The following is a 19,992-nucleotide window of genomic DNA, read 5'->3' as shown; positions in this document are numbered from 1 at the left end:
CAACCTACCCACCGGCCATGGCGCCCGGCGTCATACAGAACGCGTGAACCCCGGTCGCCCTGCCCGGCGCCAACGAGCTCGCGCGATCGCGCAGGTCAGAAGGGTCTAGAGGCCAAGGATGCCTCACCCGTCCGTGGCGTACCTCGCGAGCATCGTGCGCACCGCGTCCTCGACCACCTCGGTCGTACGTGCCTGGCTCACCGTGGTCTGGGAGACCCCGGCACTCTCGGCGACCCACGCGGGGGAGGCGCGGTCATAGCCGAGCTCGAGGAACAGCGTGGTCCTCCCGCGCACGATCAACGCGCGCTTCTCCTCGGCCACGCGCTGGCTCGACAGCCGGCTCATCCGCATCGAGTTCGACGCCTCTGCGTGATCCCGGGTCGGGAGCGCCGGAGAGATCAGTCGGAGCCCTCGGGGCGTGATGTCGGTGCCCAGCCGTCCTCGTCACGGATGGCGCGGATGATCCGGTGGCTGATCTCGCGCAGCTGCCGGGCCTGGGGCTTCGTCAGGCGGTCGAGGACGAGCCGGTGGACGACCTGCACATGACCGGGGGTCGCCTCCAGGACTTTCTCGTGCCCGGTCTCGGTGAGGATGGCCAGCGTGTAGCGCCCGTCGGCGGGGTCGGGGGTGCGGCGCAACCATCCCCTGGACTCCATCCGCACCGCCGCGCGCGAGAGTCGCGAGAGCGTGCTGTTCGCGTAGCCGGCCAGCACGCTCATCCGGAGCGTGCGTTCGGGGGCCTTGGCCAGGGCGTACAGGATGCCGTACTCGAAGTGGGTCAGCTGGGCGTCGCGCTGGAGCTGGCCGTCGAGAGCCGGCGGCAGCCACTCCAGCACCGTCGCCAGGGCGGCCCATGTCTCGAGGTCGTCGCCGGTGAGCTCCGGGTGGGTGGCGGTGGTGGGTGTGCTGGCATCGGGCATGCCCGCAGCGTACGTGAGCCGGGCGCCTCCGCGCTGGTCTATTGACTTGCTCAGGAAAGTCATCCCACCTACCTTTGACTTGCTTGAGCAAGTGAACTGAACGCCGGAAGCGGCAACGGAGAGGTAGGGATCATGGACCTGGGTCTGACCGGCAGGAGGGCCTTCGTGAGCGGGTCGACGCAAGGCATCGGCTATGCGATCGCGCGAGAGCTGGCCGAGGAGGGGGCGGCTGTCGTCGTCAACGGGCGCACCGCGAAGCGCGTCGACGCGGCGGTCGAACGACTCCGTGCCGACGTACCAGAAGCGGACGTCAGCGGGATCCCGGCCGACTTCGCGGACCCCGGCGAGGTGCGCGCGCTCCTGGGGTCGCTCGGCCGGGTCGACATCCTGGTGAACAACGTCGGCGTCTTCGAGGTCAGTGCCTTCGAGGAGATCTCCGACGAGGACTGGCAGCGTTACCTCGAGGTCAACCTGATGAGCGGTGTCCGCCTCTCGCGGCACGCGCTGCCCGCGATGCTGGCCGGCGGATGGGGCCGGATCATCTTCGTCAGCAGCGAGTCCGGCGTGAACGTCCCGGCCGACATGACCCACTACGGGGTGACCAAGGCCGGCATGCTCGCCCTGGGCAACGGTCTGGCCAAGCTCACCCGCGGGACCGGCGTCACCGTGAACACGATCCTGGGTGGACCGACGTACTCCGACGGCGTCGCCGAGGCCGTCGCGCAGATCTCCCATGCGCAGGGGATGCCCGCCGACCAGCTGAAGAGTGCCATCGCGGCGGGCAGCACGACCTCGTTGCTGGAGCGCTTCATCGAGCCCGACGAGATCGCCCACCTCGCCACCTACCTGGCCAGCCCGCTCTCCTCGGCCACCAACGGTGCCGCGCTGCGCGCCGATGGAGGAGTGCTGACCGGCATGCTCTGAAGCCGGGCGCCCGGTCAGCCGGGCAGCGCGGCGAGCTCGCTCAGCTCGCGCTGGTAGGCGCTGTAGGTCTCGCGAAGGGCCGCAGCGGGCCAGTCGGACGGGCGGAGCTCGACGGGGAGGAGCGGGTCGTCGCTGAGGTGGCGCACGACGGCGGCGGCGGTGGCGAGCCGGAGCGCGGGCTCGGGTGTCGAGGCCAGGCGCTCGAGCAGGTGCCCGGCCTCGCGCGTCCATCCGGCCAGGTCCCACAGCGACGCGGCGAGGTCGGCCGGGTCCTCGTCCGGCGTCGCGGTGAAGGTTCGCAGCACCGGATCCGTGAAGCGCGGCCGCCGGAGGTTGGCGGGCCGGGTCCAGACTCCCTCGCGCAGCTCGGCGAGCCGGTGCGCCTTGAGCGCATCGCGCAGGACGGCGCGCTCGGGGCCGGGACGGCCGCCGGCGACGACCACCGCCATCTCCCAGGAGCCGTCCCACGGTCTGTCGGCCGCGTGCACCGCCTCGTCCTGGTGCGCCTGTCGCTGGACCAGGCGCTCGCCGAGCCGGTAGCCGGCCTCGCTCCGGACCAGATCCCCGTCACTGACCGCACGTGTGGCCGCGACCCGCACGGTCGCCGGGGCGATGCCGAAGAACTGGCCGGCGCGGGCGAGGTCGGCAGGGGGCAGCGGGTTCGGGTGTGCGCCGAGCATCAGGCTCAGGATGGTGGAGCGGGCGGAGAGCGGAGCCAGTTCGTCGCGCGCGGTAACCACCGGGGCATCCTCTCATGCAACATTCATGGACACGGTTGTGGAGAATTATGTAACATCAGGATCATGACCAGCACGCCCGAGGCCCACTCCACCCACGTGGTCACCAACCAGGTCCCGCCGTTGGTGGGGCACAACACCGCCGGTGACCCGGTCCTGCGCGAAGGCCTCGAGCGCGAGGGCGCCGCGTGGGCGCTACCGGAGATCGACGAGCTGGGCCGCCTCGCCGGCACCGCCGAGGCGCAGGAGTGGGGCCGGCTCGCCGAGCGGGTGCCGCCGCGCCTGCACACCCATGACCGCTACGGCCACCGGGTCGACGAGGTCGAGTACGTCCCGGCGTACCACCAGCTGATGGGGACCGCGGTGGAGCACGGTCTGCACGCCGCCCCCTGGGCTGACGACCGCCCCGGCGCCCACGTCGCCCGGGCCGCGAAGTTCTACGCCTGGAACGTCGATGCCGGCCACGGCTGCCCGATCTCGATGACCTACGCGGTCGTCCCCGCGCTGCGCGCCAACCCCGAGCTCGCCGCGAGGTTCGAGCCGCTGCTGACGAACCGGGAGTACGACTTCGGCCTGCGCGACCCCGAGACCAAGCGCGGTCTGATCGCCGGGATGTCGATGACGGAGAAGCAGGGTGGCTCCGACGTACGTGCCAACACGACCACGGCGACCGAGCAGGCCGACGGCACCTATGTCCTGCGCGGGCACAAGTGGTTCACCAGCGCACCGATGAGCGACCTGTTCCTCACCCTGGCCCAGACGCCCGCCGGCGTCTCCTGCTTCCTCGTGCCGCGCGTCCTGCCGGGCGGCGAGCGCAACGCGATGCGCTTCATACGCCTCAAGGACAAGCTCGGCAACAAGTCCAACGCCTCCTCCGAGATCGAGTACGACGCGGCCGTCGGCTGGCTCGTCGGCGAGGAGGGCCGCGGGGTGCGCACCATCGTCGAGATGGTCAACATGACCCGCCTCGACTGCGTGATCGGCTCCTCGGCCGGCATGCGCACCGCGCTGACGATGGCCGCGCACCACGCCAGCCACCGCTCGGCGTTCGGCAAGCTCCTGATCGACCAGCCGGCGATGCGCAACGTCCTGGCCGACCTGCAGGTCGAGTCCGAGGCGGCGACGACCGCGATGCTGCGGCTGGCGGGCGCCAACGACCGGGCGATCCGCGGGGACGAGGGCGAGGCGGCACTGCGCCGGATCGCGCTGGCCGTGACGAAGTACTACGTCTGCAAGCGAGCGCCGTTCATGGTCAACGAGGCCCTGGAGTGCCTGGGCGGCAACGGCTACATCGAGGACTTCGACGTCGCCCGCATCTATCGCGAGATGCCGCTCCTCTCGATCTGGGAGGGGTCGGGCAACGTGGCGGCGCTCGACGCCCTGCAGGCGCTGGCGAAGGAGCCGCACACCCTGGACGCGTTCCTGGCCGAGGCGGAGCTCGCCGCCGGCGCCGACGCCCGCTACGACGCCGCCCTGGACCGGCTGAAGAAGGAGTTCACCTCCTTCGACGACCTCGAGCTCCGGGCCCGGCGGATCGTCGAGCAGCTGGCCCTGGTCTTCCAAGGCTCCCAGCTCCTCCGGCACGCGCCGGCCGCCGTCGCCGACGCGTTCTGCTCCTCGCGCCTCGGCCGGGACTGGGGAGGCGCGTTCGGCACGCTGTCCCCGCGCGGCGACCTGGACGCGATCCTCGAGCGGGCGCTCCCGGCATGACCGTCGACGTCACCAAGGACGGCCCGGTCACGACGATCGGGATCAACCGTCCCGACGTACGCAACGCCGTCGATCGGGCGACGGCGGAGGCCCTGGTGGCCGCGTTCGAGGAGTTCGACGCCGATCCCGACGCCGCCGTCGCGGTGCTGCACGGTGAGGGCGGCACCTTCTGCGCCGGGGCCGACCTGAAGGCGGTCGCGGGCGGTGACCCCAACCGGTTCGAGCCGGACGGGCCCGGCCCGATGGGTCCGACCCGGATGCGGCTGGGCAAGCCCGTCATCGCCGCCGTCGCCGGTCACGCCGTCGCCGGAGGCCTGGAGCTGGCGATCTGGGCCGACCTTCGAGTCATGGAGGAGGACGCCGTCTTCGGTGTCTTCTGCCGCCGCTGGGGCGTACCGCTGATCGACGGCGGCACCGTCCGCCTGCCGCGGCTGATCGGCACGAGCAACGCCCTGGACCTGATCCTCACCGGCCGTCCCGTCGGTGCCGAGGAGGCTCAGCGGATGGGCCTGGCCAACCGCGTCGTCCCACCGGGGCAGGCCCTCGCGGCGGCGCAGGACCTGGCCCGGCAGCTCGCCGCCTTCCCGCAGACCTGCCTGCGGCACGACCGGCTCTCGGTGCTCGAGCAGGAGGGTCTCGGCGAGGAGGACGCCCTGATCGCGGAGTACCACCACGGCGTCGTCTCGGTCACCACGGACACCGTGGCCGGCGCGACCCGGTTCGCCGACGGGGCCGGACGTCACGGCTCCTTCGGGGCCGACTGACCGCTGACAGCGTCTCCTCAGGTCAGTCGGGTTCCGACGTACGGAAGAAGTCGACGCTGCCGTCTTCTCGGGTCTCGAGGCTCTCGAGCAGCACGTCGCGGCCCTGAAGGATGTGCTCGGTCATCAGGTTCGCGGCCCGGTCGGCGTCGTGCCCGGCGATGGCGTTGCGGATCATCCGGTGGAACAGGTCCGAACGCGCGGCCTGGTCGTGGTCGAACCTCCGGAACGACTGGAAGATCAGGGGTACGTCGACGGTGCGGGCCAGCAGGGTTCCGAGCCGCCGATGCCGGGTGCTCGCCACGATCGCCGCGTGGATCTGCTCGTTGGCGTCGTGGACCTCGCGGACCGAGGCGAGCTCATCGGTGCGCAGGGCGGCGATGGCCGTGCCGAAGCGCTCGATCCCGGCGTCGATCCTCTCGATGTCGGAGTCCTGGGCGCGCTGGGCTGCGAGGCCGGCGCCGTAGGACTCGAGCTGGGCGCGCAGGCCGTAGATGTCGTGGATCTCGTCGACGGTGACCGAGCGCACCATCGCGCCGCGGTTGGGCTCGCTGCGGACCAGGCCCTCGGCCTCGAGCCGTCGCATGGCTTCCCGGACCGGCGTACGCGACAGTCCCAGCTCGACGGCGATCCGCTGTTCGATCAGCCGCTGAGCGGGCTGGTACTCGCCCTCCATGATCTTGCGGCGGATGCCCTCGTAGGCGAGCAGCGCGTTGACCTTGCCGGGGGCCTCTCCTGCCACGCTCATCCGGCGAGTGTATGCCGACGGCGACCCCGCACCGCGGAGCGGTCGGCCTGGGTCGCGCAGCGCGCGGGGCTCTGAGGGCACATCTCCGGTCCCTTCAGTCCCGCGCGACATTGCCGGACGACAGGCGTCGTGGATCGCTGACCCGCAGCTTGTCGGCGACGAGCTCGACGACGAGGTCCAGCGCGGTGTCGTAGTCCAGCTCGCCGGCGCGGATGGCCCGGGCGAGGGCCGCATCGTCGACGCTGCCGACGGCGGCGAGACGGTCGCGATGGCGGCCGGCGAGCAGGTCGCCGAGCCGGTGCTCGCGCTCCGCGATGCCGAGGGCGCGCAGCGAGACGCGGGTGAGGTAGCCGGTGCGGCCGCTGAGCTCGGGAAGGACGGCCTCGGCCAGGTGCTCGCGAACGGCGTCGAGCAGGCCGATCGCATCGGGGGCGTCGTGCGGTCCGGCGATGCCGTCCGGAGCCGCCTCGATCGGCGCGGCATCGGCCGCGCCGATCAGGTCCAGGAGATCCCGCTCGACCGAGGCGGTCCGGCGTCCCAGCACCGCCAGCTCCACCGAGCGCTCGGACCCGTTGCGGTGGGCGGCCGCCTGCATGATGCAGATGACGGCCCACTTGAAAGTGCCGAAGACCTCCCACCAGCGGACCCTCTCCGCGGTCACCTCGGATCGGCCGCCCGCGGCGCGGTAGGACGCGAGGACGTCGGCCAGCGAGGCGACCCCGCCCGCGCGGCCCGGCCCGCCGAAACGCCAGGACGGCACGCAGAGCCAGCCGAGATCCTCCGCCGGGTCGCCGACGTGCGTGATCTCCCAGTCGAGTACGCCGCAGAGCCCGGTCTCGTCGTACATCAGGTTGCCGACCCGGAAGTCGCCGTGCACGAGCACGGGCGTCGCCACCGGGGCGGGTCGGTGCGCGACCAGCCACGCGAGCGCCACCTCCAGCGCGGGGTGCGGCTCACCGAGCTCGTCCAGCAGGTCGCGGTAGAACTCGAGGGGGTCGGTCGAAGGAACCTCCGAGAGGTGCTCCGCCCCGATGGTGTGCAACCCGGCCAGCAGCTCGCCGACCTGCGCCGCGAACCGCTCACGCGCGTCGGCGAAGCGATCCTCGGTGAGCAGCGGTGCCGGGTCCGACCGGCCGGGGAGCCCCTCGACCAGGACGAACTCGCCGAGTCCCGCCGGCGCGTCGTCGTCGATGCTGCTGGCGACCACGACCGGCGCCGCGACCCCGGCTGCCCGTGCCGCGCGGATGGCGGCGATCTCCGCCACCTGCCCGGACTGGCCCGGGACACCGCCGGGGCGCTCCTGCTGGAGGAACAGCGTCGGTCGGGAACCCGCGCCCGGCAGCAGCCACGTCGTACGCGACGCTCCGCTGCTCAGCCGGACGGGCATCAGGTCGTCGAGCGCGCCGTAGCGCTTCCCGAGGACCGCGTGCAGGCCCGGGAGCAGGTCCTCGGCGGGGGATGTCGTGGTGGTCATGAGCTACCTCGCTTTCGGTTCAATAGTATGCAATCTGAGCAAAAAGTTCGATAGATCTGGCTTTTGCGAGGGTGATTGTGCACAATCGTCGTCATGACAAGTGACGAACGCCACGATGTCGGGCCCCTGGCCGGGGTCCGGGTCCTCGAGCTCGGCAGCTTCATCGCCGGCCCTTTCGCCGGCCAGCTCCTCGGCGACTACGGCGCCGAGGTGGTGAAGGTCGAGTCGCCCGTCAGTGGCGACCCGATGCGCACCTGGGGCGTCGTGCACGAGGGTGAGAGCCTGTGGTGGCCGAGCCTGGCGCGGAACAAGGCGTCCGTCGCGATCGACCTGCGAACCGACGAGGGTCGCGCCCTGGTCCGCAGGATCGCTGCCGAGGTCGACGTCGTGCTGGAGAACTTCCGGCCCGGCACGCTTGCTCGCTGGGGCCTCGACTACGAGAGCCTGGCCGAGATCAACCCCGGACTGGTCGTGGTCCACGTCTCCGGCTTCGGCCAGACCGGCCCGCGCGCGGCCGACGCGGGTTTCGGCAGCATCGGCGAGGCGATGGGCGGCATCCGCCACACGACGGGCGAGCCCGACCGCGCGCCCTCGCGCGCCGGGATCAGCCTCGGTGACTCGCTGGCCGCGATGTTCGCCGTGATCGGCACCATGGGCGCCCTGGTCGAGCGGGCCCGCAGCGGCCGTGGCCAGGAGGTCGATGTGGCCATCTACGAGGCGGTGGCGGCGCTGATGGAGTCGACGATGGCCGACCACGAGGTCGGCGGTCGCACCCGAGGACGTACCGGATCGGTCCTTCCGGGGGTCGCGCCGTCCAACGCCTATCCGACCCGCGACGGCAGCGAGGTGCTCATCGCCGCCAACGCCGACACCGTGTTCGGCCGGCTGTGCAAGGCGATGGACAGGGTCGAGCTGGCGACCGACGAGCGCTACGCCACCCACGCCGCGCGCGGCGCGAACATGGTCGAGCTCGACGACCTGATCGGCGCCTGGACCGAAGGACTCGACGCCGAGGCACTGCTCGCGCTGCTGGAGGAGCACGGCGTCCCCGCCGGCCGGGTCTACACGGCTCCCGACATGCTGGCCGACCCGCACTACCGAGCCCGCGACATGGTCCTCCGGCTCTCGACGGCGGCCGGGGGAGAGGTGCCCGCGGCCGGGGTGGTCCCCAAGTTCTCCCGCACCCCGGGCGGCGTACGCGCCTCCGGTCCGCGCATCGGCGAGCACAGCCGGCAGCTGCTGGCCGAGCTGGCGGGCGTCGACGACGCCGAGTGGTCGCAGCTGGCGGACGCGGGAGTGGTGCGCTGATGAGCTTCGAGGTTCCCGACCACGTGCGACCGGTCCGCGACCGGGTCCGCCGGTTCATCACCGAGCGGGTCGAGCCGGTGGAGCCGCAGCTCTACGCCGGTGGTCCCGACGCCGCGGCCCTGATGGCCGGCCTCCAGGCGGAGGCGAAGAGCCAGGGCCTGTGGGCGCTGGGCCACCCCACCTCGATCGGTGGCGGCGGGATGCCGTTCCTCGACTACGTGTTCGTCAACGAGGTGCAGGGCCGCAGCGAGTTCGGCCAGGTCGCTCTCGGCACCCTGACCCTGCAGGACTCGATCATGCTGGACCGCCACGCCGACCCATCGCTGCGCGAGACCTACCTGCTTCCCCTGGTCAGGGGCGAGATCAACCCCAGCTTCGGGATGACCGAGCCCGAGGTCGCCAGCTCGGACCCGACCCAGCTGCAGACCACCGCCGTGCTCGACGGCGACGAGTGGGTCGTCTCCGGCCGCAAGTGGTTCACCACCGGCGCCGCCCAGGCCGCCTACACGACCGTCATGTGCCGCACCGAGCCGGAGGCCGCCCCTCACCAGGCCTTCAGCATGATCATCGTCCCGACCGACACCCCCGGCTACCGCCTCGTGCGGGAGACCCCGGTGCTGGGGATGGAGGCGGGGCACTACGAGGTGGCGTACGACGACGTCCGGGTCCCCGCCGGGAACCTCCTGGGCGAGCGGGGCACGGGGTTCGTGATCGCCCAGGAGCGGCTCGGCCCGGGGCGGATCTTCCACGTGATGCGCTGGCTCGGCCAGGCGCAGCGCGCCTTCGACCTGATGTGCGAGCGCCTCAACGGCCGGGTCGCGTTCGGCGAGCCGCTGGCCCGCAAGCAGCTGATGCAGGAGCACGTCTTCGAGTCCTTCGCCGAGATCCAGGCGACCCGGCTGCTGACCCTGCGTGCCGCCGAGAAGATCGACCGCGACGAGCAGGCCCGCGAGGAGATCGGGGCCATCAAGGTCGTCGGCGCCCGGATGCTGCACAACGTGGTCGACCGGGCGCTCCAGGTGCACGGCGCGCTCGGGCTGACCGACGACACCCCGATCAGCCGGATGTACCGCAACGCCCGTCTCGGCCGGATCTACGACGGCCCCGACGAGGTCCACGTCCACACCGTCTCCCGACGGATCCTCGGACGCTACGACCGTGGCGAGAACTGGGAGTTCGGCCTGTCATGACGAAGACCAGCGAGAAGATCGAGATCGTCGAGGTCAGCCCGCGCGACGGCCTGCAGAACGAGGCCGTCACCCTCGACACGCGCCACAAGATCGCCCTCGTCGAGCAGACGGTTGCCGCCGGTGCGCGGCGCGTCGAGGTCACCAGCTTCGTACGCCCCGACCGGGTGCCGCAGATGGCTGACGCCGAGGCCGTGCTGGCCGGGATCACCCGGGTGCCGGGCGTCAGCTACGCCGGGCTGGTGCTGAACCGCCGCGGCACCGAGCGCGCGGTCGATGCCGGCGTCGACGAGCTCAACTACGTCGTCCCGGCCACCGATGTCTTCGGCGGACGCAACCAGGGCGTGACCGTCGCCGAGGCGGTCCGCGCGCTCGAGGGCGTCGCGGCGGTCGCGGACGCAGCCCGGTTGCCCCTCACCGTCACGGTCGCGGTCGCCTTCGGGTGCCCCTACCAGGGCGAGGTGAGCACCGAGGAGGTGGCCGCCGTGGTCCGCGACGTGCTGCGGGTCGGCCCGCTGGCCGAGGTCGCGCTCGCCGACACGATCGGCGCCGGCGTACCCAGCGAGGTGCACGACCGCTTCGCCGCCGTCCGTGCCCTCACCGACCTTCCCCTGCGGGCGCACTTCCACGACACCCGCAAGACCGGGCTCGCGAACGCGCTCGCCGCGGTCGCGGAGGGCGTACGCACCCTCGACTCGAGCGCGGCCGGCCTCGGCGGCTGCCCGTTCGCCCCAGGCGCCGCCGGGAACGTCGCCACCGAAGACCTGGCCTGGCTGCTCGAGCGGAGCGGTCTCACCGCCGGCCTGGACATCGCTGCCATCGCCGCCGCCGGCGCCGAGGTCTGCGGTCATCTCGGGACCCGAGTCCGCTCCGGTGTCGGCTCCGCCGGCCCGTTCCCCGTCCCATCTGACCAACCCTGATCCGAGGAGGCAACGATGCTCATCCACGACCTGCTGAGGCGCACGGCCCGTGATCATCCAGATCGCACCGCCCTGCTGCTGACCACCGGTGGCGACTCCCGCACCTACGCCGAGCTGCTCGAGCGGACCCACCGGCTGGCCAACGCGATCGGCGATCTCGCCGAGCCCGGCGACCGGGTCGCGATCCTCTCCGACAACAGCATCCCGTACGTCGAGGCCTACTACGGCGTCCCGGCCGCGGGCGCCGCGCTGACGACCCTCAACACCCGGCTCCATCCGAAGGAGTGGGCGTGGATCCTCGACAACGCCGAGGCGAGCGTGCTGCTGGTCCAGGAGCAGTACCTGCCGGCGATCCACGAGCACCTCGCCGGGCTGAAGGACCTGCGCCACGTGGTCGTCATCGGTGAGCGGGTCGAGGACCTGCCGACGTACGAGGACCTGCTGGCCGCATCCTCACCGGAGCCGTCGACGCGGGCGGTGTCGGAGGACGACGTCGCCTGGGTGATGTACACCAGCGGCACGACGGGCTTCCCGAAGGGCGCCCAGCTCAGCCACCGCAACCTGGTGACCTCGATCCTGCAGTCGGTGCTGGAGTACGAGCCCGGCCCGGAGACCCGCTTCCTCAACGCGATGCCGCTGTGCCACGTCGCGGGCTACCTGACCCCGGTCAACCTCTTCCACGGCGGCACCGTGCTGATGATGCCCGGCTGGGAACCCGAGGCGTGGATGCAGGTGGTCCAGGAGCACCGGATCACCAGCGGCGGCTTCGCGCCGACGATGATGGCGATCCTGCTGGCCCACCCGCGCATCGACGACTACGACCTGTCCAGCCTCGAGTGGATGGGCTACGGCGCCTCGAAGATCCCCGCCGAGCTGCTCCGTCGCACCCTCGACCGCTTCGGGCCGATCGTGTACGCCGGCATGGGGATGACCGAGCTGGCCGGCAACATCCTCACCCTGGACCGTGAGGCCCACCGGCGCGCGGCAGCGGGGGAGGAGCACCTCCTCGACGCCGTCGGCAGGCCGATGCAGCTGGTCGACCTGCGCATCGTCGACGCCGAGGGCAACGACTGCCCGGTCGGCGAGATCGGCGAGATCTGGGTGCGTGGCGACCAGGTGACCGTCGGCTACCTCGGCGACCCGGAGGCGACCGCCGCCTCCTTCACCGGCGACTGGTTCCACACCGGCGACCTCGCCCGCCGCGACGAGGAGGGCTTCCTCTCGATCGTCGACCGGGCCAAGGACATGATCATCTCGGGCGGCGAGAACGTCTACTCCGCCGAGGTCGAGAACGTCCTCTACGAGCACCCCGACGTCGCCGAGGCCGCCGTGATCGGTCTCCCGCACGCGGTCTGGGGTGAGCAGGTCGTCGCCGTCCTCGTCCGCCGCCCGGGGGCCGAGGTCACCGACGACGAGGTCATCGCCCGGGTCGGGGACCGGTTGGCCGCGTACAAGCGGCCCAAGCAGGTCGTCTTCCTCGACGAGCTCCCGCGCACGGCGACCGGGAAGGTCCGCAAGCACGACCTGCGTACCGCCCTCGGTGCGGAGGTGACGGCGCGATGACGAACCGCCCGACCCCGCGCGAGACCTCCCGATTCACCGCCCGCCGCCGATCGCTCCTCGGCGCCGCCGGCGCCGCGGTCCTCGGCGCTCTCGGCACCACCGCCGTCGCCCACCCGGCCGACGCCCACCCCGTCCCACGAAAGCGCAGGAAGAAGATGAAGTTCTCCGTCGTCGCGACCGGACTGCAGTTCCCCGAGGGCCCGGTCGCCCTCCCCAACGGCGACGTCCTCGTCGTCGAGGTCATCGCAGGCACCCTCACCCGGATCAGCCCGGACGGGACGAAGACCGTCGTCGCCGACGTCGGCGGCGGCCCCAACGGAGCCGCGATCGGCCCCGACGGGCGCGTCTACATCGCCAACAACGGAGGTCTGCTGGCCTTCCCCGTCGGCGGCTACGTCTTCGCCGGCGGCATCCCCGCCGACTACGCCGGCGGCAGCATCCAGGCCGTCGACCTCGAGACGGGCGCGGTCGAGACGATCTACACCGAGTGCGACGGCCAGCAGCTGCGCGGCCCCAACGACCTGGTCTTCGACGAGCACGGCGGCCTCTACTTCACCGACTACGGCAAGAGCGACGGCGTCACCGCCGACCGTGGCCGGCTCTACTACGCCCTGCCCGACGGCTCCTCGATCACCCAGATCGCCGGCGGCATGGAGGGACCGAACGGCATCGGCCTCTCGCCCGACGGCAGCCGCCTCTACGTCTCGGAGACCTACACGGCGCGTGTCTGGTGGTGGGACGTGACCGGCCCCGGCCAGATCAAGGGCGGCCGGTCGCTCGGTGGCTCCGGCAACGGCAACTTCCTCTACACCGCCTCCGACTACACCAACTTCGACTCCCTCGGCATCGACGCGGCCGGCAACGTGTGCGTGGCCTCGCTCGTCACCCACGGCATCTCGGTGGTCAGCCCCGACGGCGACCTGGTCGAGTTCCTCGACATCGACACCGACGGCGACCCCGGGATCACCAACATCTGCTGGGGAGGCCCCGGCCAGCGCACCGCGTACGTCACGGCCTCCAGCACCGGCAAGCTGCTCAAGCTGGACTGGCCGCGCCGCGGCCTCCGGCTGCCGTTCGCCGACCGGGTGAGCGGCAGGTGAGCGTCGAGGCCGTCGTCGACCGGTTCTTCGCCGCCGTCGAGGCGGGCGACACCACCTCGCTCATCGAGATCTACAGCCCCGACGCGGGGGTGTGGCACAACTACGACGACGTGACGCAGACCCGCGAGGAGAGCCTGCGGACGCTCGGCTACCTCCACCACGTCGCGGGCCCGATGCGCTACACCGAGGTCCGCCGCGAGCTGCTGCCGGACGGCGTCGTGCAGCAGCACGTCGTCGAGCTCTCCGGCCGCGCTGCCGGGCTGCGCATGCCCGCCATGCTCCGCATCGTCGTCGCCGGCGACCACGTCGTGCGCATCGAGGAGTACGTCGACCCCGCGCCGCTCAACGCGCGGCTCACCGAGACCAGTACCGACAAGAACGGGAGCAACTGAACCGATGGAGTCCTTCATCCAGCTCCGCAAGGGGACCACGCCGCGGCGGATGCATGCCGACCTGGAGGGTCTCAAGGACGACGAGCTCGGCCGGGCCGGGTTCGTGGGGCGTACCGCTCATCTCTACCACCGCCACGACCCGACCGACTTCCGCGCGGAGGGCAGGCTCGGCGGCGTCGACCTGATGACGACCGGCCTCGAGCCGACCGACCTCACCGACCCCGCCGGCACCCCGGTGCTGATGTTCAGCAACCAGGACTGCCGGATCTCGCTGAGCCGCCGGGCCGAGGCGCACCCGTTCTACGTCCGCAACATCGACTCCGACGAGCTGCACTTCGTCCACGAGGGCACCGGCCGGTTCGTGACCGAGTTCGGTCCGCTGGCCTACCGGCCGGGCGACTACGTCTACCTCCCCAAGGCCACGACCTACCGGATCGAGCCGGACGGCGGCGAGCCGGGATGTCGCCTGGTCATCGAGGCCACCGAGGAGCTCCGGGTGCCCGAGGCCGGTGTGCTCGGCCGGCACTTCCCGTTCGACCCGGCCCTGATCACGGTCCCGGAACCGGAACCCGTCGAGGACGACAGCCGCGAGGAGTACGAGGTCCGCCTCTACCACTCGGGCGAGACCACCTCCCTCTTCTACCCGCACGACCCGTGCGACGTGGAGGGCTGGCGGGGCGACAACTTCCCCTTCACCTTCAACATCGAGGACCACGACGTGCTCAGCTCGGAGAGCATGCACCTGCCGCCGACGGTCCACCTGTTCCTGCAGGCCACCGGCGTCTACGTGATGCACTTCCTGCCCCGCCGGGCGGAGACGCGGCCCGGCACGGAGCGGTTCCCCTGGTATCACCGCAACGTCGACTTCGACGAGATCGCCTTCTACCACGGCGGCAACGTCTTCGGTCAGAAGATGCCCCCGGGGCTGATCTCGCACGCGCCGCAGGGTGTCCACCACGGCGCTCCCGAGAAGGCACGCGAACGCGCCCGGCGCCGGTTCGACGAGTTCGACCGCGTCGAGTGGAAGATCATCGCCGTCGACACCCGGCGCCGGCTCACGCCGAGCCCCGAGGTGCTGGCGGCCGCCATCCAGCCCAACCCGGAGGTAGCCCTGTGAGCACCACGACCAGCACCGACTTCGCGACCCACACCTACGACCGGGTGCCCTACCTGGTCGTCTTCGAGGACACCTCCGCCTACCGCGACACCTACGGTGGCGAGGGAGACATCGTGGCGCTGGAGAGCTACAACCTGCGTCCCCACGGCGTCGAGGCCGACACCGTCATCATGTTCATGCACCCGATCGGGGGCGGCGCCTACCTGCCGATGATGAACGCGCTGGCCAAGGCCGGACACCACGTCATCTACTGCGGCAGCCGCTACCGCGGGGTCGACTCGGCGCTGCTGATGGAGAAGGTCGTCCAGGACCTCGGCGCCGCGATCCGCGACGCCAAGGAGCGGCTCGGCTACACCAAGGTGGTCCTGGCGGGCTGGAGCGGCGGCGGCTCGCTCTCGCTCTACTACCAGCAGCAGGCGCAGAAGCCGACGGTCACCTCCAGCCCCTCGGGCGACGGGCCCGACCTGACCCGGCTGGACCTGATCCCCGCGGACGCGCTGATGCTGCTCGCCGCCCACGTCAGCCGCCACGGCACCATGACGGAGTGGCTGGACGCCTCCGTCCTCGACGAGACCAACCCGGAGATCCGCGACCCCGAGCTCGACCTCTACAACCCCGACAACCCCAACCAGCCGCCCTACACCGAGGAGTTCCTCGCCCGCTACCGCGAGGCGCAGATCGCCCGCAACCGGCGGATCACCGCATGGGTCAAGGCGCAGCTGGCGCACCTGCGGGCGACCGGGCGCGAGCGTGAGGAGCGGGCCTTCGTCGTCCACGGCACGATGGCGGACCCGCGCTGGCTCGACCCGGCGGTCGATCCCAACGACCGCAAGCCCGGGGTCTGCTATCTCGGCGACCCCGAGGTCGTGAACAACAGCCCCGTCGGCCTCGCCCGGTTCACCACCCTGCGCAGCTGGCTCTCGCAGTGGAGCTATGACGACGCCCACGGCGACGGCGTCGAGTGCGCTGCCGACCTGCAGATCCCCACGCTCGTGATCGGCAACAGTGCCGACGACGCCTGCACGCCCAGCCACACCCAGCGGCTCTACGACGCGGTCGGGCACGCCGACAAGACGATGCACGTCGTCCAAGGCGCCACCCACTACTACGGCGGCAAGGACCAGCGCGGACCGCTGGGCGAGGCGGTCACGACCATCACCGCCTGGCTGGCCGAGCGCGGCTTCGCGACCCGCTGACCGACGTACCCGAAGACACAAGGAGAAACCCCATGACCGAGGCCGTCATCGTCGAGGCCGTACGCACCCCGATCGGCAAGCGGTTCGGCTCGCTGTCGGGCTGGCACCCGGCCGAGCTGGCCGCCGAGACGCTCAAGGCGCTCCAGCAGCGCACCGGCATCGACCCGATCGTCGTCGACGACGTGATGTTCGGGTGCGTCACCCAGGTCGGGCCGCAGAGCACCAACGTCGCCCGCACCGCGGTGCTCGCGGCGGGCTGGCCCGACAGCGTGCCCGCCACCACGATGGACCGCCAGTGCGGGTCCTCGCAGCAGGCCATCAGCTTCGCCGCCCAGTCGATCATGGCGGGTGTCAACGACGTCGTGGTCGCCGGTGGCATCGAGTGCATGTCGACGGTGCCGATGTTCTCCAACGCGCCTGGCGGCGACATCACCGAGGTCTACGGCGACGTCGCCCAACAGCGCTACGCCGACCGCTCGGCCTTCGGGTACTCCGGGCTGGTGCCCCAGGGGATCTCGGTCGAGATGATCGTCGAGCGGTGGGGCCTGACCCGTGAGGAGCTCGACGCGTACGCCCTGCGCAGCCACCGTCGCGCCGCCGCGGCTCGTGACGAGGGTCGTTTCGAGCGGGAGATCGCCGCTGTCCGGGTGAAGCGTCGCGACAAGGAGACCGGCGCGGTCACCGTCGAGGACGGCAGCGTCGCGGTCGACGAGCCGATCCGCGACGCCACCTCGGCCGAGTCCCTGGCCGGCCTGAAGCCGTCGTTCATCCCCGACGGCCGGGTCACCGCCGGCAACGCGTCGCAGATCGTCGACGGTGCCGCGGCCGTGCTGCTGATGAGCCGGGAGCGGGCCGAGGAGCTGGGCCTGCGCCCGCGCGCCGTGGTCCGGCACATGTCGGTGGTCGGCGACGACCCCGTGCAGATGCTCACCGCGCCGATCCCGGCGACCCAGGCCGTCCTGAAGCGGGCCGGGCTCACCGTCGACGACATCGACCTGTTCGAGTGCAACGAGGCCTTCGCCCCGGTCGTCCTGGCCTGGCAGCGGGAGACCGGCGCCGATCCGGAGCGGGTCAACGTCAACGGCGGCGGCATCTCCCTGGGCCACCCGCTCGGTGCCTCCGGCGCCCGGCTGATGGTCACCCTGCTGCACGAGCTCGAGCGTTCGGGTGGCCGCTACGGCCTGCAGACGATGTGCGAGGGCGGCGGCATGGCCAACGCGACCATCATCGAGCGGGTCTCGTGACCGCGACGACCGAAGAGACGACCGGGGAGCTGCGGGCGCCGTCGGCGGACCTCGCCGACCTCACCGGCCAGGTCGCCGTCGTCACCGGAGCGTCCAGCGGCCTGGGCCGGCGCTTCGCCGAGGTCCTCGCCGCCCGGGGTGCGACCGTCGTCGCGGCCGCCCGCCGGCTGGACCTCCTCGAGAAGCTCGCCGTCGAGCAGGAGCGGGTGGTCCCGTTCCGCTGCGACGTCACCGACGAGGCCGACCGGGCGGCGCTGGTCGCCCGCGCCGAGGAGCTCGGCGGAGTCGACGTGCTGGTCAACAACGCCGGCTGGGCCGAGGCCCTGCCCGCCACCGAGCAACCCCTCGACTCCTTCCGGCGCACGCTCGAGATCGACCTGACGGCGCTGTTCGCGCTCAGCGTGGAGGCGTACGCCTCGATGCGCGTCCGCGGCGGCGGCTCGATCATCAACATCGCGTCCGTGCTCGGCCTGGTCGGTTCCGCACCGGTCACCCAGTCGGCGTACGGCGCGGCGAAAGGCGGGGTGGTGACCCTCACCCGCCACCTCGCCTGCGAGTGGGCCCGGGACGGGGTCCGCGTCAACGCGATCGCGCCGGGCTTCTTCCCCAGCGAGCTGACCGAGGACATGTTCGCCGACGCCTCCGCGGGGCGGTGGCTGCGGCGCAACACCCCGATGGGCCGCACCGGGCGCGGCGACGAGCTCGACGGCGTACTCCTGCTCCTGGCCGGTCCGGGCAGCAGCTACGTCACCGGCCAGGTGCTGGCTGTCGACGGCGGGTGGACCGCGCGATGAGCCGCCGATTGTTCGACGAGACCCACGACGACTTCCGGCAGAGCTTCCGGGCGTTCGTGCGTGCCGAGATCGTGCCGCACCACGACCGCTGGGAGGAGGCCGGCCGGGTCGACAAGGGGATGTTCCGCGCCGCCGGTGACCAGGGGTTCCTGGGGATGGCGGTGCCGGAGGCGTACGGCGGTCTCGGTGCCGACGACTTCCGCTTCCACGTCGTGATCATCGAGGAGCTGCAGCGCGCCAACGTGATCGGCTCCGGCATGTGCATCACGCTCCACAACGATGTCGTGCTGCCCTACCTGCTCGGTGCTGCCGACGAGGAGCAGAAGCGCCGCTGGCTGCCGGGGTTCGTCTCCGGCGAGACCATGGGTGCGATCGCGATGACCGAGCCCGGCGCGGGCTCGGACCTGGCCGCGGTCCGGACCTCGGCGGTCCGTGACGGCGACGACTACGTCGTCAACGGGGCCAAGACGTTCATCACCAACGGCCTCAACAGCGACCTCGTGCTGACCGTCGTCCGCACCGACCCCACCGAGCCGCACCGAGGCCTGAGCCTCCTCGCGGTCGAGGACGGCACGCCCGGCTTCGAGCGTGGCCGCCACCTCGACAAGATCGGCCTGCGCAGCCAGGACACCGCCGAGCTGTCGTTCAGCGACGCCCGCGTTCCGGCCGCCAACCTGCTGGGCGCTCCCGGGTCCGGGTTCGGCACGCTGATGGCCAACCTCGCCCAGGAGCGGCTCTCGCTGGCGGTCTCGGGCGTCGCGGCGGCACGCGTCGCCCTCGACTGGACCCTCGACTACTGCCGTGAGCGCGAGGCGTTCGGGCAGCCGCTGACCGGGTTCCAGAACACCAAGTTCGTGCTCGCCGAGCTCAGCACGGCCGTCGACGTCACCCAGGTGTACGTCGACGACCTGGTCGAGCGCCACCTGCGCGGTGAGATCGACGGCGTCGACGCCGCGAAGGGCAAGTGGTGGGCCACCGAGCTGCAGAAACGGGTCGTCGACCAGTGCCTGCAGCTGCACGGCGGCTACGGGTTCATGCGCGAGTACCCGATCGCCCGGGCCTACCTCGACACCCGGATCCAGACGATCTACGGCGGCACCACCGAGATCATGAAGGAGATCATCGGACGCACCCTGGGGGCCGCGTCGTGAGCGTGCGCCACGACCTGACCGACGGCGTCCTGACCATCACCCTCGACCGTCCCGACAAGCTCAACGCGATGACCGACCCGATGTGGTCGGCCCTGCGCGACCTGCTCGACACCGCTCGTGGGGGAGAGGTGCGGGTCGTGGTGCTCACCGGCGCCGGCGGGGCGTTCTGTGCCGGGTCCGACGTCGGTGGCCTGCTCGGCCGTCCCGAGCTGCTCCCCGAGCGGATGCGGATGTCGAACGCCTGCATCCTCGCCCTGCGCGAGCTCGAGGTCCCCACGGTCGCGTCGGTCGACGGCGTCGCCGCCGGCGCGGGCGCCAACCTGGCCCTGGCCTGCGACTTCGTCCTCGCCTCCGACCGCAGCCGGTTCCTGCAGCTCTTCATCCGGCGCGGGCTCTCGCTCGACAGCGGTGCCAGCTGGCTGCTCCCCCGGCTGGTCGGGCACCGCCGAGCCCTCGAGCTCGCCCTCCTCGGCGACGAGGTGGCTGCCGCCGAGGCGCAGGCCTGGGGCCTGATCAACCGGGTCGTCCCGACCGCGGAGCTCGACGAGGCGACGGCCGCCCTGGCCGTACGTCTGGCGAGCGCCTCTCCGGTGGCGCTGGCCGGCACGAAGCGTCTGCTCGAGGACGCCTGGCAGCAGACGCTGGCCGAGGCGCTCGAGGCGGAGATCACCAACCAGGTCGCGGTCATCGCCTCGCCCGAGGCGGACGGCGCGATCCGGGCCTTCACCCAGTAGGACCAACGAACA

The 19,992-nt window shown here is 71.7% G+C and carries 20 protein-coding genes; 15 read left to right on the top strand and 5 right to left on the bottom strand.

Features of this window, described 5'->3' with window-relative positions:
- Nucleotides 1-123: 123 nt before the first annotated feature.
- Nucleotides 124-345 (bottom strand): hypothetical protein, encoded by a 222-nt coding sequence (locus ACZ6WN_RS11095; protein ID WP_465864691.1) that lies wholly within the window; start codon nt 343-345, stop codon nt 124-126.
- Nucleotides 346-398: 53 nt separating this feature from the next.
- Nucleotides 399-920, bottom strand: a complete 522-nt coding sequence (locus ACZ6WN_RS11090) for a MarR family winged helix-turn-helix transcriptional regulator (RefSeq protein WP_465864690.1) — start codon at nt 918-920, stop codon at nt 399-401.
- Nucleotides 921-1,085: 165 nt separating this feature from the next.
- Here ACZ6WN_RS11090 and ACZ6WN_RS11085 point away from each other — a divergent pair, with 165 nt between their 5' ends.
- Nucleotides 1,086-1,844 (top strand): SDR family NAD(P)-dependent oxidoreductase, encoded by a 759-nt coding sequence (locus ACZ6WN_RS11085; protein ID WP_465864689.1) that lies wholly within the window; start codon nt 1,086-1,088, stop codon nt 1,842-1,844.
- Nucleotides 1,845-1,858: 14 nt separating this feature from the next.
- On the opposite strand, the gene ACZ6WN_RS11080 is transcribed toward ACZ6WN_RS11085, so the two are convergent.
- Nucleotides 1,859-2,584, bottom strand: coding sequence for a PaaX family transcriptional regulator C-terminal domain-containing protein (locus ACZ6WN_RS11080; protein ID WP_465864688.1), 726 nt, complete (start codon nt 2,582-2,584; stop codon nt 1,859-1,861).
- 63 nt (nt 2,585-2,647) lie between these two features.
- Between ACZ6WN_RS11080 and ACZ6WN_RS11075 the strand changes: the two genes are divergently transcribed.
- Nucleotides 2,648-4,291: an acyl-CoA dehydrogenase family protein gene (locus ACZ6WN_RS11075; protein ID WP_465864687.1), complete on the top strand. Its 1,644-nt coding sequence runs from the start codon at nt 2,648-2,650 to the stop codon at nt 4,289-4,291.
- On the top strand, nt 4,288-5,055 hold the full coding sequence (locus ACZ6WN_RS11070; RefSeq protein ID WP_465864686.1) for a crotonase/enoyl-CoA hydratase family protein: 768 nt from the start codon (nt 4,288-4,290) through the stop codon (nt 5,053-5,055). The genes ACZ6WN_RS11075 and ACZ6WN_RS11070 overlap by 4 nt, the downstream gene beginning before the upstream one ends.
- 22 nt (nt 5,056-5,077) lie before the next feature.
- Here ACZ6WN_RS11070 and ACZ6WN_RS11065 read toward each other — a convergent pair whose 3' ends face one another.
- Complete coding sequence (locus tag ACZ6WN_RS11065; RefSeq protein ID WP_465864685.1) at nt 5,078-5,800, bottom strand: GntR family transcriptional regulator; 723 nt, start codon at nt 5,798-5,800, stop codon at nt 5,078-5,080.
- Between the two features lie 94 nt (nt 5,801-5,894).
- The gene (locus ACZ6WN_RS11060; RefSeq protein ID WP_465864684.1) at nt 5,895-7,274 is read right to left on the bottom strand and encodes a phosphotransferase family protein; all 1,380 of its coding nucleotides are present in this window, start codon (nt 7,272-7,274) and stop codon (nt 5,895-5,897) included.
- A 93-nt stretch (nt 7,275-7,367) separates the two neighbouring features.
- Between ACZ6WN_RS11060 and ACZ6WN_RS11055 the strand changes: the two genes are divergently transcribed.
- From ACZ6WN_RS11055 to ACZ6WN_RS11000, 12 genes are read left to right on the top strand one after another with little or no spacing between them, the layout of a single operon-like run.
- Nucleotides 7,368-8,582, top strand: a complete 1,215-nt coding sequence (locus ACZ6WN_RS11055; RefSeq protein WP_465864683.1) for a CaiB/BaiF CoA transferase family protein — start codon at nt 7,368-7,370, stop codon at nt 8,580-8,582.
- Nucleotides 8,582-9,772: an acyl-CoA dehydrogenase family protein gene (locus tag ACZ6WN_RS11050; protein WP_465864682.1), complete on the top strand. Its 1,191-nt coding sequence runs from the start codon at nt 8,582-8,584 to the stop codon at nt 9,770-9,772. Before ACZ6WN_RS11055 ends, ACZ6WN_RS11050 begins: the two co-directional genes overlap by 1 nt.
- Entirely contained in the window at nt 9,769-10,689 is a 921-nt protein-coding gene (locus ACZ6WN_RS11045; protein WP_465864681.1) for a hydroxymethylglutaryl-CoA lyase, read from the top strand. Before ACZ6WN_RS11050 ends, ACZ6WN_RS11045 begins: the two co-directional genes overlap by 4 nt.
- Before the next feature lie 15 nt (nt 10,690-10,704).
- Nucleotides 10,705-12,252 carry an acyl-CoA synthetase gene (locus tag ACZ6WN_RS11040; RefSeq protein WP_465864680.1) on the top strand — a complete coding sequence of 516 codons (1,548 nt, stop codon included), beginning with the start codon at nt 10,705-10,707 and terminating at the stop codon, nt 12,250-12,252.
- Nucleotides 12,249-13,352, top strand: a complete 1,104-nt coding sequence (locus ACZ6WN_RS11035) for an SMP-30/gluconolactonase/LRE family protein (RefSeq protein ID WP_465864679.1) — start codon at nt 12,249-12,251, stop codon at nt 13,350-13,352. The genes ACZ6WN_RS11040 and ACZ6WN_RS11035 overlap by 4 nt, the downstream gene beginning before the upstream one ends.
- Nucleotides 13,349-13,744 carry a nuclear transport factor 2 family protein gene (locus tag ACZ6WN_RS11030; RefSeq protein ID WP_465864678.1) on the top strand — a complete coding sequence of 132 codons (396 nt, stop codon included), beginning with the start codon at nt 13,349-13,351 and terminating at the stop codon, nt 13,742-13,744. Before ACZ6WN_RS11035 ends, ACZ6WN_RS11030 begins: the two co-directional genes overlap by 4 nt.
- Before the next feature lie 4 nt (nt 13,745-13,748).
- Complete coding sequence (locus ACZ6WN_RS11025; RefSeq protein ID WP_465864677.1) at nt 13,749-14,861, top strand: homogentisate 1,2-dioxygenase; 1,113 nt, start codon at nt 13,749-13,751, stop codon at nt 14,859-14,861.
- Nucleotides 14,858-16,057 carry an alpha/beta hydrolase family protein gene (locus ACZ6WN_RS11020; protein ID WP_465864676.1) on the top strand — a complete coding sequence of 400 codons (1,200 nt, stop codon included), beginning with the start codon at nt 14,858-14,860 and terminating at the stop codon, nt 16,055-16,057. The genes ACZ6WN_RS11025 and ACZ6WN_RS11020 overlap by 4 nt, the downstream gene beginning before the upstream one ends.
- Before the next feature lie 32 nt (nt 16,058-16,089).
- Nucleotides 16,090-17,301: a thiolase family protein gene (locus ACZ6WN_RS11015; RefSeq protein ID WP_465864675.1), complete on the top strand. Its 1,212-nt coding sequence runs from the start codon at nt 16,090-16,092 to the stop codon at nt 17,299-17,301.
- On the top strand, nt 17,298-18,095 hold the full coding sequence (locus tag ACZ6WN_RS11010) for an SDR family NAD(P)-dependent oxidoreductase (protein WP_465864674.1): 798 nt from the start codon (nt 17,298-17,300) through the stop codon (nt 18,093-18,095). The genes ACZ6WN_RS11015 and ACZ6WN_RS11010 overlap by 4 nt, the downstream gene beginning before the upstream one ends.
- Entirely contained in the window at nt 18,092-19,246 is a 1,155-nt protein-coding gene (locus ACZ6WN_RS11005; RefSeq protein ID WP_465864673.1) for an acyl-CoA dehydrogenase family protein, read from the top strand. Before ACZ6WN_RS11010 ends, ACZ6WN_RS11005 begins: the two co-directional genes overlap by 4 nt.
- Nucleotides 19,243-19,980: an enoyl-CoA hydratase/isomerase family protein gene (locus ACZ6WN_RS11000; protein WP_465864672.1), complete on the top strand. Its 738-nt coding sequence runs from the start codon at nt 19,243-19,245 to the stop codon at nt 19,978-19,980. The genes ACZ6WN_RS11005 and ACZ6WN_RS11000 overlap by 4 nt, the downstream gene beginning before the upstream one ends.
- Nucleotides 19,981-19,992: the final 12 nt, after the last annotated feature.

The sequence above is a fragment of the Nocardioides sp. NPDC054178 genome, assembly GCF_055585005.1.
This window is presented reverse-complemented; position numbering and strand designations above follow the sequence as displayed.

What these genes read in the sequence shown, in the direction of transcription:
- ACZ6WN_RS11095 (WP_465864691.1), bottom strand. Translation starts at nt 345, where the DNA reads ATGAGCCGGCTGTCGAGCCAGCGCGTGGCCGAGGAGAAGCGCGCGTTG.
- ACZ6WN_RS11090 (WP_465864690.1), bottom strand. Translation starts at nt 920, where the DNA reads ATGCCCGATGCCAGCACACCCACCACCGCCACCCACCCGGAGCTCACC.
- ACZ6WN_RS11075 (WP_465864687.1), top strand. Translation starts at nt 2,648, where the DNA reads ATGACCAGCACGCCCGAGGCCCACTCCACCCACGTGGTCACCAACCAG.
- ACZ6WN_RS11070 (WP_465864686.1), top strand. Translation starts at nt 4,288, where the DNA reads ATGACCGTCGACGTCACCAAGGACGGCCCGGTCACGACGATCGGGATC.
- ACZ6WN_RS11065 (WP_465864685.1), bottom strand. Translation starts at nt 5,800, where the DNA reads ATGAGCGTGGCAGGAGAGGCCCCCGGCAAGGTCAACGCGCTGCTCGCC.
- ACZ6WN_RS11060 (WP_465864684.1), bottom strand. Translation starts at nt 7,274, where the DNA reads ATGACCACCACGACATCCCCCGCCGAGGACCTGCTCCCGGGCCTGCAC.
- ACZ6WN_RS11055 (WP_465864683.1), top strand. Translation starts at nt 7,368, where the DNA reads ATGACAAGTGACGAACGCCACGATGTCGGGCCCCTGGCCGGGGTCCGG.
- ACZ6WN_RS11050 (WP_465864682.1), top strand. Translation starts at nt 8,582, where the DNA reads ATGAGCTTCGAGGTTCCCGACCACGTGCGACCGGTCCGCGACCGGGTC.
- ACZ6WN_RS11045 (WP_465864681.1), top strand. Translation starts at nt 9,769, where the DNA reads ATGACGAAGACCAGCGAGAAGATCGAGATCGTCGAGGTCAGCCCGCGC.
- ACZ6WN_RS11040 (WP_465864680.1), top strand. Translation starts at nt 10,705, where the DNA reads ATGCTCATCCACGACCTGCTGAGGCGCACGGCCCGTGATCATCCAGAT.
- ACZ6WN_RS11035 (WP_465864679.1), top strand. Translation starts at nt 12,249, where the DNA reads ATGACGAACCGCCCGACCCCGCGCGAGACCTCCCGATTCACCGCCCGC.
- ACZ6WN_RS11025 (WP_465864677.1), top strand. Translation starts at nt 13,749, where the DNA reads ATGGAGTCCTTCATCCAGCTCCGCAAGGGGACCACGCCGCGGCGGATG.
- ACZ6WN_RS11015 (WP_465864675.1), top strand. Translation starts at nt 16,090, where the DNA reads ATGACCGAGGCCGTCATCGTCGAGGCCGTACGCACCCCGATCGGCAAG.
- ACZ6WN_RS11005 (WP_465864673.1), top strand. Translation starts at nt 18,092, where the DNA reads ATGAGCCGCCGATTGTTCGACGAGACCCACGACGACTTCCGGCAGAGC.